General features: G+C 45.4%; 12 protein-coding genes and 1 pseudogene. 10 read left to right on the plus strand and 3 right to left on the minus strand.

The window, feature by feature from the left end:
• The 4 genes and pseudogenes from prfC to R7Q38_RS14940 all read left to right on the plus strand — a co-directional run.
• Positions 1–608: pseudogene (prfC, locus tag R7Q38_RS14925) on the plus strand (peptide chain release factor 3); the annotation flags it as partial.
• 95 nt (positions 609–703) lie between these two features.
• Complete coding sequence (locus tag R7Q38_RS14930) at positions 704–901, plus strand: DUF5363 family protein (protein ID WP_239938365.1); 198 nt, start codon at positions 704–706, stop codon at positions 899–901.
• Positions 888–1,661, plus strand: a complete 774-nt coding sequence (locus tag R7Q38_RS14935; protein WP_239938366.1) for a TatD family hydrolase — start codon at positions 888–890, stop codon at positions 1,659–1,661. Before R7Q38_RS14930 ends, R7Q38_RS14935 begins: the two co-directional genes overlap by 14 nt.
• Positions 1,662–1,865: 204 nt before the next feature.
• On the plus strand, positions 1,866–3,149 hold the full coding sequence (locus R7Q38_RS14940) for a NupC/NupG family nucleoside CNT transporter (protein ID WP_005380131.1): 1,284 nt from the start codon (positions 1,866–1,868) through the stop codon (positions 3,147–3,149).
• A gap of 358 nt (positions 3,150–3,507) precedes the next feature.
• On the opposite strand, the gene R7Q38_RS14945 is transcribed toward R7Q38_RS14940, so the two are convergent.
• Positions 3,508–3,642: a hypothetical protein gene (locus tag R7Q38_RS14945; protein ID WP_005391675.1), complete on the minus strand. Its 135-nt coding sequence runs from the start codon at positions 3,640–3,642 to the stop codon at positions 3,508–3,510.
• A gap of 90 nt (positions 3,643–3,732) precedes the next feature.
• On the opposite strand from R7Q38_RS14945, the gene deoC reads away from it, so the two are divergent.
• The 4 genes from deoC to deoD all read left to right on the plus strand — a co-directional run bounded on the left by deoC (position 3,733) and on the right by deoD (position 8,087).
• Positions 3,733–4,509 carry a deoxyribose-phosphate aldolase gene (gene deoC, locus R7Q38_RS14950; protein WP_005380133.1) on the plus strand — a complete coding sequence of 259 codons (777 nt, stop codon included), beginning with the start codon at positions 3,733–3,735 and terminating at the stop codon, positions 4,507–4,509.
• A gap of 97 nt (positions 4,510–4,606) precedes the next feature.
• Positions 4,607–5,935, plus strand: coding sequence for a thymidine phosphorylase (gene deoA / locus R7Q38_RS14955; protein ID WP_025768209.1), 1,329 nt, complete (start codon positions 4,607–4,609; stop codon positions 5,933–5,935).
• 68 nt (positions 5,936–6,003) lie between these two features.
• The gene (locus R7Q38_RS14960; protein ID WP_170890504.1) at positions 6,004–7,224 is read left to right on the plus strand and encodes a phosphopentomutase; all 1,221 of its coding nucleotides are present in this window, start codon (positions 6,004–6,006) and stop codon (positions 7,222–7,224) included.
• 143 nt (positions 7,225–7,367) lie between these two features.
• Complete coding sequence (gene deoD, locus R7Q38_RS14965) at positions 7,368–8,087, plus strand: purine-nucleoside phosphorylase (protein ID WP_170890503.1); 720 nt, start codon at positions 7,368–7,370, stop codon at positions 8,085–8,087.
• Positions 8,088–8,183: 96 nt separating this feature from the next.
• On the opposite strand, the gene R7Q38_RS14970 is transcribed toward deoD, so the two are convergent.
• Positions 8,184–8,789: a YtjB family periplasmic protein gene (locus R7Q38_RS14970; protein ID WP_005391677.1), complete on the minus strand. Its 606-nt coding sequence runs from the start codon at positions 8,787–8,789 to the stop codon at positions 8,184–8,186.
• 91 nt (positions 8,790–8,880) lie between these two features.
• On the opposite strand from R7Q38_RS14970, the gene serB reads away from it, so the two are divergent.
• Positions 8,881–9,861 (plus strand): phosphoserine phosphatase, encoded by a 981-nt coding sequence (gene serB / locus R7Q38_RS14975; protein WP_005386439.1) that lies wholly within the window; start codon positions 8,881–8,883, stop codon positions 9,859–9,861.
• Positions 9,862–9,923: 62 nt separating this feature from the next.
• Here the strand turns inward: serB and R7Q38_RS14980 are convergent, their stop codons facing one another.
• Positions 9,924–12,272: a PilZ domain-containing protein gene (locus R7Q38_RS14980; RefSeq protein WP_017820431.1), complete on the minus strand. Its 2,349-nt coding sequence runs from the start codon at positions 12,270–12,272 to the stop codon at positions 9,924–9,926.
• Between the two features lie 136 nt (positions 12,273–12,408).
• Here R7Q38_RS14980 and radA point away from each other — a divergent pair, with 136 nt between their 5' ends.
• Positions 12,409–13,788 (plus strand): DNA repair protein RadA, encoded by a 1,380-nt coding sequence (gene radA, locus R7Q38_RS14985; RefSeq protein WP_005386443.1) that lies wholly within the window; start codon positions 12,409–12,411, stop codon positions 13,786–13,788.
• Positions 13,789–13,830: the final 42 nt, after the last annotated feature.

Here is a 13,830-nt window from a genome sequence, read left to right on the forward strand (position 1 = left end):
GTATGAAGATGAACCACGTTCGTCTTGGCAAGCAAGTGAGTATCTCTGATGCAGTAACCTTTATGGCTGGTGACCGTGCACGTGCAGAACACGCTTACGCCGGAGACATCATTGGTCTACACAACCACGGCACTATTCAGATTGGTGATACCTTTACGCAAGGTGAATCACTGAAGTTCTCTGGTATTCCGAACTTCGCTCCGGAACTATTCCGTCGTATTCGCCTGAAAGATCCACTAAAGCAGAAGCAGCTTCTCAAAGGTTTGGTTCAGCTATCAGAAGAAGGTGCGGTACAGGTATTCCGTCCTCTACAGAACAACGATCTGATCGTTGGTGCCGTTGGTGTACTTCAGTTTGATGTTGTTGTGGCTCGTTTGAAGTCTGAGTATAACGTTGAAGCGATTTATGAAGGCATTAACGTTGCAACTGCGCGTTGGGTTGAGTGTGGTGATGCGAAGAAACTGGATGAGTTCCAACGCAAGAATCAAGCGAACTTAGCATTGGATGGTGGTGATAACCTAACGTATATCGCTCCAACAATGGTTAACTTAAACTTAGCGAAAGAGCGTTTCCCTGACGTTGATTTCCGTGCGACGCGTGAGCACTAATTTGGCGCGGTTAGGGTAAGCCGTAACGCAAACTAGATTTTAAAACGCCCTTGGCTATAAACTTAGCCAAGGGCGTTTTTATATAAGGATAAGATATGAACTGGTTTAAACGTGGGCTAAAGCGTTACGACAACTGGTGTAAAGAGATGGGGTTAACTCCCGATCAGAAACGCAGTTGTGTCCCATATCGAAAAGACCCTGCCCATCAAACTGAAGAGAAGAGTGAAGCCCAACGATCTTCTGATTTTCTGCCCGCAGATACAGATAAAAAACGTCAAGATGAAACTCTTTGATACGCACTGCCACTTTGATTTTGATGTGTTTCAAGATGACTTTGCGCATCAACTTGAGCTTGCTCAAACGCAAGGCGTCGCAAGAATTTTGATTCCTTCCGTCGGTCCGCAAAACTGGGCTCGTATTCAAACTTTGGCAGAGCAACATGCCAATTTGTATTATGCGCTCGGCTTTCATCCGTATTTTCTTGAAGATAACGTTGAGCAGCACCTTACAGAGCTAGAAGGCTATCTAAATCAAAAAGGGCCACAGTGCGTGGCAATAGGAGAGTGTGGTTTAGATTTTGCCATTGATGTTGACCCACAGTTGCAAGAAAAGACACTTGAAGTTCAATTTGAGCTGGCTAGACGCTTCGAGCTCCCAGTTATTTTACATAGCCGAAAAGCGCACAATCGCCTCATTCAAATGGTGAAAGCGGCGAATCTCCCTAGAGGTGGTGTGCTACACGCTTTTTCTGGGAGTTATCAGCAAGCCATGGAGTGGGTCAAATTAGGTTTTTTTATCGGTGTAGGAGGAACGATTACCTACCCAAGAGCCAAGAAAACACGCGACGCAATTCAAAAATTACCACTCGGAAACCTAGTAATCGAAACAGACGCACCAGATATGCCTATACTTGGATATCAAGGGGAGTCAAATCACCCAGCCAAACTCATTCACGTCTTTAATGAGCTCGTAGAGTTGCATAACGGCCGAAAGCAATCGATTGCCTCTCAACTGTGGAAAAATAGCAATTTTGCTTTCTCGATATGTGAATAAAATCTAAAGATGTGGTTTGAAATCGAAAACGTTTTCCTGCTTATTGTGAATTAACTCACAAAGCTGGTTGAATCAATCATGAATCTTATAGGAAAGTGTGAGGCTGGCATTACTTTAATTGATTCTGCATGAGTATAATTGCCCCCGCTTTATAGCTCCATTTTGTAACACGCCAATAAATAACTTATAAGGAAGTCATAAACTATGAGCCTGTTTATGAGCCTAATCGGTATGGTAGTGCTTCTTGCGATTGCAGTGGCATTTTCTAACAACCGAAAAGCTATCAACTTTAGAACTGTGGGTGGCGCATTCGCTATCCAATTCGCATTAGGTGCATTTGTTCTGTATGTACCTTGGGGCCGTGATCTACTAAACGGTTTCTCTTCAGGTGTTTCTAACGTTATCAACTACGGTAACGATGGTTCATCATTCCTGTTCGGTGGTCTTGTTTCTGACAAGATGTTCGAAGTATTCGGCGGCGGCGGTTTCATCTTCGCATTCCGTGTTCTTCCTACACTGATCTTCTTCTCTGCACTGATTTCAGTTCTTTACTACATTGGCGTTATGCAATGGGTTATCAAGATTCTTGGTGGCGCACTACAAAAAGCGCTAGGCACTTCGCGTGCGGAATCAATGTCAGCAGCCGCTAACATTTTCGTAGGTCAAACTGAGGCACCTCTAGTTGTTCGCCCATTCGTTCCAAAAATGACTCAATCAGAGCTATTCGCGGTAATGTGTGGTGGTCTAGCTTCTGTTGCTGGTGGTGTACTAGCTGGTTACGCATCTATGGGTGTTCCACTAGAGTACCTAGTTGCGGCATCATTCATGGCAGCACCTGGTGGTCTACTGTTCGCTAAAATCCTTCACCCTGAGACTGACCAGCCTCACGAAAGTATCGAAGAAGCGATGGACGGCGGTGACGACAAACCAGTTAACGTAATCGACGCAGCTGCGGGCGGTGCGGCTTCTGGTCTACAACTTGCGCTTAACGTAGGTGCAATGCTAATCGCATTCGTTGGTCTAATCGCGCTAATCAACGGTATGCTAGGTGGCATCGGTGGTTGGTTCGGCATGCCAGAACTAACACTAGAGCTAATCTTAGGTTACGCGTTCTCTCCACTAGCATTCCTAATCGGTGTACCATGGGCAGAAGCTGTAACAGCTGGTTCATTCATCGGTCAGAAAATCGTAGTGAACGAATTCGTTGCTTACTTGAACTTCACACCATACCTAGGTGAAAACGCTCAAGTAATCGCGGCAACTGGTGAAGTAATGTCTGAGAAGACAACTGCTATCATCTCATTCGCACTGTGTGGTTTCGCGAACCTTTCTTCTATCGCGATTCTACTTGGTGGTTTAGGTAGCCTTGCACCAAACCGTCGTAGTGACATCGCTCGCATGGGTGTTAAAGCAGTTCTTGCAGGTACGTTGTCTAACCTTATGGCAGCGACAATTGCAGGCTTCTGCTTAAGCCTTGCAGCACTATAATTAGAATCGGTTCTTAATATATAGACGCCGTTTTACATCATGCCCTGTAGCAAGAGATTGCTGCGGGGCATTTTTCGTTTTTCGGGCTCCAAAATTTCATCGGGTGTTTGCCTTAGTCGAGGTATTACGCAGTCAATGGAATAGGGGCTAGGAAATTTTGAGATACAAACCGTTTGCGCTCTATTTGGTGCTACAGTTTTGCGGTGAAACTCTATAATGTATTAATCACAGGATAGTGGTTAAGCTTGATTCTTAATCACGTAATGAATATTACATAATCGATGGGCAAATGAATTGCCCTGCAATATCAGATCTAATAGGCGTTTTGCTTTGTGATGTGATATTAAAGACACCGCAATCATAGATTGTTGTGCCATAGGCCAAACTGGTACTGTGCGGTGACAAGGATAGCAATTGGCATATGATAAATTTTCGCTGTATATGCCGAGTCTTCAGGGAACCAAGTCCGTTCATTAATAGACTGTTTAGCCATTTACTCACATTGTCTCGACTTGTTGATTATAGTTAAAGACGTGATGTAAGGCTGAGTAGTGAATTTTTTGAATATTGATCGGAGATAGAAATGAGCGATTTAAAAGCAGCAGCGCTACGTGCACTTAAACTTATGGACCTAACTACGTTGAATGATGATGACACTGATGCAAAAGTGATCTCACTATGTCATGACGCGAAAACAGCAGTAGGCAACACAGCTGCAATTTGTATTTACCCTCGCTTTATTCCTATTGCTAAGAAGACACTTCGTGAGCAAGGTACGCCAGAGGTTCGTATTGCAACAGTAACGAACTTCCCACATGGTAACGACGACATTGAAATCGCAGTTGCTGAAACAAAAGCGGCGGTTGCTTACGGTGCAGACGAAGTTGACGTAGTTTTCCCTTACCGCGCGCTAATGGCGGGTGATGAGAAAGTAGGCTTCGAACTAGTTAAGCAATGTAAAGAAGCTTGTGGTGACATTCTTCTTAAAGTGATCATCGAAACAGGTGAACTAAAAGAAGAAGCACTAATCAAGAAAGCATCTCAAATCTGTATTGAAGCAGGTGCTGACTTCATTAAAACTTCAACTGGTAAAGTGCCAGTAAACGCAACACCAGAATACGCTCGCATGATGCTTGAAGTTATTCGCGACATGGGTGTTGCAGAAACTGTTGGTTTCAAACCAGCAGGTGGTGTGCGCACTGCTGAAGACGCAGCAGCATACCTAGCAATGGCTGACGAAATCCTAGGTGACAACTGGGTTGATGCTCGTCACTACCGTTTTGGTGCGTCTAGCCTGCTAACCAACCTACTAAATACATTAGAAGTATCGGACGACGTCGCTGATCCAACAGCGTACTAATTCCAATAATACGTCTGAACGGTAGCACCTAAACGGGTGCTACCAAACCTCTTCTATCCTACTACAACCATGGCTCAAAAGAGCTTGGGAGGCACTAATGTATTTACCACAAGAAATCATTCGTAAAAAACGTGACGGCGAAGTCCTAACCGCCGATGAAATCAACTTCTTTATTCAAGGCGTAGCGAACAACACGGTATCTGAAGGTCAGATTGCGGCGTTTGCTATGACGATTTTCTTTAATGAAATGACCATGGATGAGCGCATCGCCTTAACGTGTGCAATGCGTGATTCGGGCATGGTTATCGACTGGAGCCACATGAATTTCGGTGGTCCAATTGTCGACAAACACTCAACCGGTGGTGTGGGTGACGTAACTTCTTTAATGCTTGGCCCAATGGTGGCAGCGTGTGGCGGTTTCGTACCTATGATCTCTGGCCGCGGTCTTGGTCATACAGGCGGTACGCTGGATAAACTTGAATCTATCCCTGGTTACAACATTACGCCGAGCAACGATGTTTTTGGTCAAGTAACCAAAGACGCTGGTGTGGCGATCATCGGTCAAACTGGTGACCTCGCTCCTGCGGATAAGCGTGTTTACGCGACTCGTGATATTACCGCAACGGTAGACAATATCTCCCTGATTACGGCGTCGATCCTTTCTAAGAAACTGGCGGCGGGTCTGGAATCGCTAGTGATGGACGTAAAAGTGGGTTCAGGTGCATTTATGCCAACTTACGAAGCGTCTGAAGAGCTAGCAAAATCAATCGTTGCGGTAGCAAACGGTGCTGGCACTAAGACTACGGCAATTCTTACGGACATGAACCAAGTATTGGCGTCTTCAGCGGGTAACGCAGTAGAAGTTCGTGAAGCGGTTCGTTTCTTAACAGGTGAATACCGTAACCCTCGTCTACTTGAAGTGACCATGGCTTCATGTGCTGAAATGTTAGTACTTGGCAAGCTTGCTGAGAACACAGAAGACGCACGCGCAAAACTGATGGAAGTGCTGGATAACGGCAAAGCGGCTGAGTGCTTCGGCAAGATGGTTGCTGGCTTAGGCGGCCCTGCTGACTTCGTAGAAAACTACGACAACTACTTAGAAAAAGCAGCAATCATCAAGCCAGTTTACGCAACAGAAACGGGCATTGTCTCTGCAATGGATACACGTGCTATCGGCATGGCTGTGGTTGCTATGGGTGGTGGTCGTCGTGTTGCTACTGATGAAATCGACTACGCAGTTGGTTTCGACGAGTTCATCCGCCTAGGTGAGGTCGCAGACAGTGATAAACCTCTTGCGGTCATCCACGCTCGCACTGAAGAGCAATGGGAAGAAGCGGCAAAAGCACTGCGCAGTGCAATCAAAGTAGGTGGTGAATACACACCAACTCCAGAGGTTTACCGCCAAATTCGTGCAGAAGATATCTAATAGAACAAGCAATTACACAAGGCCTACTCAACCATAATAAAAAGCCGAGTGGGCCTAAGGAACGAGCAATGAAAAGAGCATTTATTTTAGTACTAGACTCATTCGGTATCGGTGCAACTGCCGACGCTAAAGAATTTGGTGATGTAGGTTCAGACACACTAGGTCACATCGCTGACCAATGTGAAAAAGGCTTAGCAGATAACGACAATCGCCAAGGCACACTTCGCCTTCCAAATCTATCGAAACTTGGTTTGGCAATGGCGCATAAAGAATCGACAGGTCGCTTCGCACCTGGACTAGACGCAGACGCTGAAATCATTGGTGCATACGGTCATGCAGCAGAGCTTTCTTCAGGTAAAGACACGCCGTCTGGTCACTGGGAAATCGCAGGTGTTCCTGTTCTGTTTGACTGGGGTTACTTCACTGACAAAGCAAACAGCTTCCCGAAAGAATTGACTGACCGCATTCTTGAGCGTGCGGGGCTTGACGGTTTCCTAGGTAACTGTCACGCGTCTGGTACTCAAGTTCTTGACGATCTTGGTGAAGAGCACATGAAGACTGGCAAACCAATCTTCTACACGTCTGCTGACTCTGTATTCCAAATCGCATGTCACGAAGAGACTTTCGGTCTAGACCGTCTACTAGAGCTTTGCCAAATCGCACGTGAAGAGCTAGAAGATTACAACATTGGTCGTGTTATCGCGCGCCCATTCGTTGGTGCTGGTAAAGGTCAATTTGAGCGTACCGGTAACCGTCGTGATCTTTCTGTAGAGCCACCATCAGCAACGGTTCTTCAGAAGCTCGTTGATGAGAAGCAAGGCAACGTGGTTTCTATTGGTAAGATTGCTGATATCTACGCAAACTGCGGCATCACTAAGAAAGTGAAAGCGACAGGTATCCCTGCATTGTTCGAAGCAACGCTAGAGCAAATCAAAGAAGCGGGCGACAACACGATCGTATTCACTAACTTTGTAGACTTCGACTCAGCTTACGGTCACCGTCGTGACGTAGCGGGTTACGCAGCGGCACTTGAGTACTTCGATGGTCGTATCAACGAAGTGCTAGAGATTATGGAAGAAGACGATGTGCTTATCCTAACGGCAGACCACGGCTGTGACCCAACATGGCCAGGTACTGACCATACTCGTGAGCACATCCCAGTATTGGTTTATGGTCAAAAAGTACCAGCTGGTTCTCTTGGCCGCCGCGAAACATTCGCAGATATCGGTCAAACATTGGCAAGTTACTTCGGTACTTCTCCAATGGATTACGGTAAGAACTTCCTATAATTAGTTAGGTTTTTGAAAACTAGGAGCTTGATTGCTCCTAGTTTTATGTTTGCAGTATGTAAATGCTGCTTGTCGGAAATGAGAATACTCTGGCTTATATCGCCTTAAGCGCGGAGCGCTAGAGAAAGGTTAAGGAAAAGAAAATGGCAACTCCACATATCAATGCTGAAATGGGTGCATTTGCAGACGTCGTACTGATGCCTGGCGATCCACTACGTGCAAAATACATCGCAGAGACTTTCCTTGAAGATGTCGTTCAAGTGTGTGACGTTCGTAATATGTTTGGTTACACAGGCACATACAAAGGCCGTAAGATCTCGGTAATGGGCCACGGTATGGGTATCCCATCATGCTCGATTTACGCGACTGAACTAATCAAAGACTTCGGCGTGAAGAAAATCATCCGTGTTGGCAGCTGTGGCGCAGTGAATAAAGACATCAAAGTGCGTGATGTTGTGATCGGCATGGGTGCATGTACTGACTCTAAAGTGAACCGTATCCGCTTTAAAGGTCATGACTTCGCGGCAATCGCAGACTACAACATGGTTCGTGCGGCAGAAGACGCTGCAAAAGCTCGCGGTATTGACGTTAAAGTTGGTAACCTATTCTCAGCAGAGCTTTTCTACACGCCAGATCCAGAAATGTTCGATGTAATGGACAAGTACGGCATTGTTGGTGTTGAAATGGAAGCGGCTGGTATTTACGGTGTTGCGGCAGAATACGGTGCAAAAGCTCTGACAATCTGTACGGTTTCTGATCATATCAAGACTGGCGAACAGACTACATCTGACGAGCGTCAAACGACATTCAACGACATGATGCTAATTGCACTAGATTCAGTATTGCTTGGTGACGAAGAGTAAGCGACGAAGAGTCATTCTATTTTTCGCTCTCAAGAGCTAAAAAAAACAGCCCGCACATTGCGGGCTGTTTTTATATGAGTTGTTAGCGCTACCTAGTTACTTGGTTAGCAGCAGGTTTGGCGCTTTTTTACGACGTATCGGTTGTCGACGTAAAATCAAGATGAACAACATGCCACAGACAAAGCTCATTAAGACCATCATGTACATATAACGATCGCTCTTGCGATAGTGGTGGTCAGAAATAGCCGTCACCCGGCCCGTCTCAAAGGTCACGCGAACAAAACCGATAAGCGCACCATCTGCAAACACTGGTTCAACCAACTGCTGGCGACCAATGGAAGCTGTTGCCAAAGGCGTATCCAGGCCAAGAACTTCGCGTACCGATAATGCCTCTTCACTAGACGCTAAACGTACACCCTGTGCATCGTAGATTGTTGCATCAAACACTAAACGGTCTTGTGCTAGTTGGTTTGTTAGCTGAAGTAATCGTTCTTGATCTTTAGTTAAAATCATCTCACTGGCAGAAAGAGACGCCTGTGAAATCAAAACTTTGGTGAGTGTTTCAAGCTGTTGTGCTTGAATTTTCTCATTACCCTTACTGATCACAACACTGTTTTTTATTGTGATAAACAACATCACACACAGCAGGATTAGTGCCAGAATTCTTAGGGCATTCCTTACTGAGAACAAAGATTCACTCATGCTCTTTACTCATCCATTTAAAATAAAACAAAGACTTGCCTTTTTAGTTTGTTGAGGTAACGTTTTAGCAAAGTCATAAGGGATTATATACATGGACGCGTCAAAAAGCTTGCCTATCAGAAAACATACGACACTTTTAAAACGATTACCCGAGACTCGATTTGCCTCCCAATTAGATAAAGCAAAAGCAAACTGGATCGTATTTGCTGAGTACCTTTCGCCAAGTCACTTCGAAGACATTGATTTCTTCACCGGCTTTTACAACCCGATACTAGAAACGTGGAAAGTTGGCCAATATGAAGTAGCCCTGATGGCCGGAGAGTTGACTCCTCAACATGAAACGATCTTACAAAGTCTCAACCTAGATTACGCCTCGCTTAATGAAGTGCCCGATCTATCAACCCAAGGGTTGATTGTATTTGATATGGATTCAACGGCGATCCAGATAGAGTGTATTGATGAAATCGCGAAACTGGCAGGAGTAGGGGATGAGGTCGCTGAAGTCACTGAACGTGCCATGCAAGGTGAGCTGGATTTTGAGCAAAGTTTACGTCAGCGAGTTGGTAAGCTCAAAGGTGCCGATGAATCAATTCTTGAACAAGTTCGTTCCCAGTTACCATTCATGCCGGACTTTGAAGCGCTAATTGCGACGTTGAAAGCCTTGGGCTGGAAAACAGCGATTGCCTCCGGTGGTTTTACTTACTTCTCTGATTACATCAAAGATAAAGTCGACCTAGATTTTGCTCGTTCCAATCAATTAGAAATTATTGACGGCAAACTCACGGGTAACGTACTTGGCGATGTGGTAACGGCGCAGATGAAGTCTGACATTCTAGTGGAATTGGCGGATGAATATGAAATTGAGCAGCACAACACGGTTGCTGTCGGTGATGGCGCTAATGATCTTGTGATGATGTCGGTGGCGGGATTAGGGATTGCGTATCACGCAAAACCAAAAGTGGAAGCTCAAGCGCAATCTGCGATTCGCTTTGCAGGGTTGGGCGGTGTGCTCTGTATTTTATCTGGCGCATTGGTGAAGCAGCAAAAGGTCAGCTGGAAAGCTAAACCTTAACCATCCATTCAAAAACACCGCCAGAAAGGCGGTGTTTTTTTCAATTTGGTATGACTTTGAATTTACTCGGTTAACTCCAATCTAATTACTACCTCTTCAGTAATGTCTTCAAATTCACTGTAACCAACGAGCGCCGTCAACTCTTTTTCTAACTTGCTTGCTTGATGTACACCAAATTGGGTTAAGTCACTTAAATCTTGTTGCAGTAATGATGTCATCGGATCGAAAATTGGCGCAGTAGAAAGGCGAAGCACGTAAAAGTCACCCATCATTCGCGCTTTCTTTATAAATTGAATCCGCTCTTTTACGCTGTTGAACTCTTGATGAAGCTTTGACTCAATGCCTGTAATTTTATTGCCTACTTTTGCGGCGCTTATGTAGATATCCTGATGTCTGGCTTGAGCACCTTCTACACGTTTTATTGGCTCTGCGATTAATGTGCTTGTCCGGCCTTTAAAGATAGGTTCAAGTGACAACAGTTGGTCATGCCCAAGACGGGCAAAAAGCTCAATGTGTTTAGGTAGCGGCAAGTTCACCCCGATAACGGGGGTTTTTATTGAAGATGACGTACTCTTACTGATAAAAATGGGCGTGCTCAGCGTACGTGAGAGCAACATGCAATGCAGCCTTTCAAGTAGAGCATTACTTGGTAGCGTCTCTTTTTGCGGGATTAGCTTGTCTTGATTGTGCTCGATAATGCTGTTGAAAAAAGCGATTACCTTCATGGTTTGGCTGCTTTCATCAATAACTAGCTGCACGCTACAACCGTCTGGGCTTACACGAATTACTCGGTATGGCACCGACATTAACGGCAATTTTTTATCGTAGAGTTGTAATTCTCGAAAGTTGATTCTCACCTCTTGCCCAGAACGTAACATCGTGGGCTCACTTAGCCTAATTCCGAGTCCTCGTTTGGAAAGGTCAACAGTACTGCCGCCTGTTTTAGTCTGTCCTGAGTACAACTCTAAAGGTGTTTTAAAACGATAACGAGGCTCTTTTCGACGAGACTTTGCATCAAAATAAATGCCCTTTGGATTGCCGATAACTCTTCTCGGATGGCGAAACGCGTTTAATGTATTAGCGGGTAAGCGCGGCTTTTCAGTTAGCAGGTAATCCTGCCCTGACTTTTCGTCAGCAATTTCTTGCAAAATACCAATATGAGTCAGTGATTGAGACGTTTCTGCCAACTCTGGAGAGAATGCTGCTAGGTCTTCCTGTTCTTGCTCTGATAGTTCAAAGATTGAAATTCTAAAGGCGCGCCAACTCTCTCGTTTGCCACCTAAATGCCAAAATAGCTGGCGCTGTTCGCGAGTTGCTTCTGGGCGAAACATCGAATAGAAATAGGTTCGATTCTCGTGCTCGTGAGTAAATGAATAAAGGACATTGGTTGTTCCTTTAACACCAGGCTTAATGAGTGACGCGATGCGTTGCTCGTTGAATAAGGAACCAAACATTTGCTGGTTTCTCTCATCGTGCCAGTATTGCCAAAGCTTTTGATTGTTTGGCGTTAACATTGCTAATTTTAGGTCACTACCATCAAAGAATAGAGGCAAGCTGCTGGTGTGCTTTAGTGCGATGTGCTCATAACCGCGAGTTCGAGCTCGAATAATCTTGTCTTGATTGTCGTGACGAGCCCTTTTAACAGCACTGTTGAGCGCTTCATCTATCACTCTGGTGACGACATTGGTATCAGTTAAGCGTATGGTTCTGAGGTATCGAACTGAGTCATTTTCGTAACAGTCATCAACCGCGAGTATGCGGTATGCAAGCGGTTTCTCTATACCTGCAACGTTAGATTTGCTGGCAAATTCAGTAAACGTGACCTGAATAATTTCCCCAAGGTTATATTTAAATGCGCTAGGGACTTTAAACTTTGCGCCAGAGCTAGATAAATCAATGCTTAATCCATGAAGAAGCTGTCCTTTAGAACGGCAAATTTCAACTTGAGATTGGACTTTCAAGCGTTTTTCTTGGCGCTTTAAATCGTAGCCTAGGTGAACGGGTTCTGCTAAGAACGGGCTTTTAGGATCCGTTAACGATTGCGTTTTTTGCTGAGTAAGGCGCTTGCTCATTACGCGAAAGTTATTTCGCGTGTTGACCAATGCTTCCCACATTCCTTCCGTGTAGCAGCCAAACTTTTTGATGTTTTTATGGTAAGCGTTGAAAGCAACATCATCCAACCAATGTGGAATGCCATCCAAAATATACTCGCGACATTCGCCTTGAACGCGACCTCGCAAATCAATGCTTTTTTTGCATGGAGCCATTAAGCGGTTAAGTTCCATTTTAACCAAAATTTTGGCCGAAGGCGGCTCTTCCTCGGTCAGTTGGCCAAGGACAAAGTCAAAGTCATTCGTACCGTAAACGGGAATGAGTCGTTCTGCGAGCGAGAGAATTTCAGATTGCTGCATTATTTCTGTTAGAGTATGTCGTTACTTTAAATTGTATCGGCTAAGCGAAGTAATACTTAAGTATATCAATAGTTCATTTCAGTTCAGGTCTGACTTGGCTGTGCTTAGTCACATTTGTAGAAAAAATTGAGGCATCATGGCGAAAGCAAAACGAGCGTATGTTTGTAATGATTGTGGCGCGGACTTTCCCCGTTGGCAGGGGCAGTGTAACGCATGTGGTGCATGGAATACGATAACAGAAGTACGTATCGCAGCATCGCCAACCGTTGCTCGCAATGAACGCTTAAGCGGCTACGCTGGTTCCGCAACAGAAGCTACGGTTCAAACGCTATCCGAAATTGATCTGCAAGAAGTACCTCGCTTCACCAGTGGGTTTAAAGAGCTTGACCGCGTGTTGGGTGGTGGTGTTGTACCAGGTGCCGCAATTTTGATTGGTGGTAACCCTGGCGCTGGTAAATCAACCCTTCTGTTGCAAACCATGTGTAGTTTATCTGCGCAAATGCCAACGCTTTACGTAACCGGTGAAGAGTCATTACAGCAGGTGGCAATGCGTGCTTCCCGATTGGGCTTGCCGAAAGATCATTTAAAAATGCTATCGGAAACGAACGTCGACAAAATTTGCCAAATCGCCGAAAAAGAGCAGCCTCGTATAATGGTAATAGACTCGATTCAGGTGATGCACGTTTCTGATGTTCAATCGTCGCCTGGCAGTGTTGCTCAGGTACGTGAATCTGCGACGGCTCTGACACGATACGCAAAACAGAATAATGTTGCGGTATTTATTGTTGGTCACGTAACAAAAGATGGTACCCTTGCGGGCCCCAAAGTTCTTGAACACATTATCGACTGTTCGGTACTACTCGATGGTGGAACGGATAGCCGATTCCGCACTTTGCGTAGTCATAAAAACCGTTTTGGCGCTGTGAATGAGCTTGGTGTCTTTGCAATGACAGGCCAAGGATTGAAAGAAGTGAGTAACCCATCAGCGATCTTCCTTTCTCGTGGTGAAGAAGAAACATCAGGCTCTTCCGTCATGGTGGTTTGGGAAGGCACGCGCCCTCTGCTAGTAGAGATTCAAGCGCTGGTGGATTACTCGCAGTTAGCCAACCCTCGTCGTGTTGCGGTCGGCTTGGAGCAGAACCGCCTATCACTTTTGCTCGCTGTGTTGCATAAGCATGGTGGCTTACAAATGGCAGACCAAGATGTCTTTGTTAATGTGGTTGGCGGTGTTAAGGTGACGGAGACGAGCGCTGATCTTGCTTTAGTTATGGCGCTTTTATCGAGTTTTCGTGACCGTCCACTCCCTAAAGATGTGGTGATTTTTGGTGAGGTAGGGCTTGCGGGCGAAATCCGTCCAGTGCCAAGTGGGCAAGAGCGTTTGAATGAAGCGTTCAAACATGGTTTCAAGAAAGCCATCGTGCCAGCAGCCAACATGCCGAAAGGTGGCATCCCTGGCATGCAAATTCACGGCGTTAAGAAATTGTCGGAAGCTATAGAGGCTTTTGACGAGCTGTAATGCTCATAAGAATGGTATTTGTGCAATCACAAACTGTTCTAT

This window comes from Vibrio sp. Vb0598, assembly GCF_033338935.1.
Classification (GTDB): Bacteria; Pseudomonadota; Gammaproteobacteria; order Enterobacterales; family Vibrionaceae; genus Vibrio; species Vibrio alginolyticus.

Excerpts from the sequence above, each read along its gene's own strand:
- R7Q38_RS14930 (WP_239938365.1), top strand. The coding sequence starts at position 704 with ATGAACTGGTTTAAACGTGGGCTAAAGCGTTACGACAACTGGTGTAAA.
- R7Q38_RS14935 (WP_239938366.1), top strand. The coding sequence starts at position 888 with ATGAAACTCTTTGATACGCACTGCCACTTTGATTTTGATGTGTTTCAA.
- R7Q38_RS14940 (WP_005380131.1), top strand. The coding sequence starts at position 1,866 with ATGAGCCTGTTTATGAGCCTAATCGGTATGGTAGTGCTTCTTGCGATT.
- R7Q38_RS14945 (WP_005391675.1), bottom strand. The coding sequence starts at position 3,642 with ATGGCTAAACAGTCTATTAATGAACGGACTTGGTTCCCTGAAGACTCG.
- deoC (WP_005380133.1), top strand. The coding sequence starts at position 3,733 with ATGAGCGATTTAAAAGCAGCAGCGCTACGTGCACTTAAACTTATGGAC.
- deoA (WP_025768209.1), top strand. The coding sequence starts at position 4,607 with ATGTATTTACCACAAGAAATCATTCGTAAAAAACGTGACGGCGAAGTC.
- R7Q38_RS14960 (WP_170890504.1), top strand. The coding sequence starts at position 6,004 with ATGAAAAGAGCATTTATTTTAGTACTAGACTCATTCGGTATCGGTGCA.
- deoD (WP_170890503.1), top strand. The coding sequence starts at position 7,368 with ATGGCAACTCCACATATCAATGCTGAAATGGGTGCATTTGCAGACGTC.
- R7Q38_RS14970 (WP_005391677.1), bottom strand. The coding sequence starts at position 8,789 with ATGAGTGAATCTTTGTTCTCAGTAAGGAATGCCCTAAGAATTCTGGCA.
- serB (WP_005386439.1), top strand. The coding sequence starts at position 8,881 with ATGGACGCGTCAAAAAGCTTGCCTATCAGAAAACATACGACACTTTTA.
- R7Q38_RS14980 (WP_017820431.1), bottom strand. The coding sequence starts at position 12,272 with ATGCAGCAATCTGAAATTCTCTCGCTCGCAGAACGACTCATTCCCGTT.
- radA (WP_005386443.1), top strand. The coding sequence starts at position 12,409 with ATGGCGAAAGCAAAACGAGCGTATGTTTGTAATGATTGTGGCGCGGAC.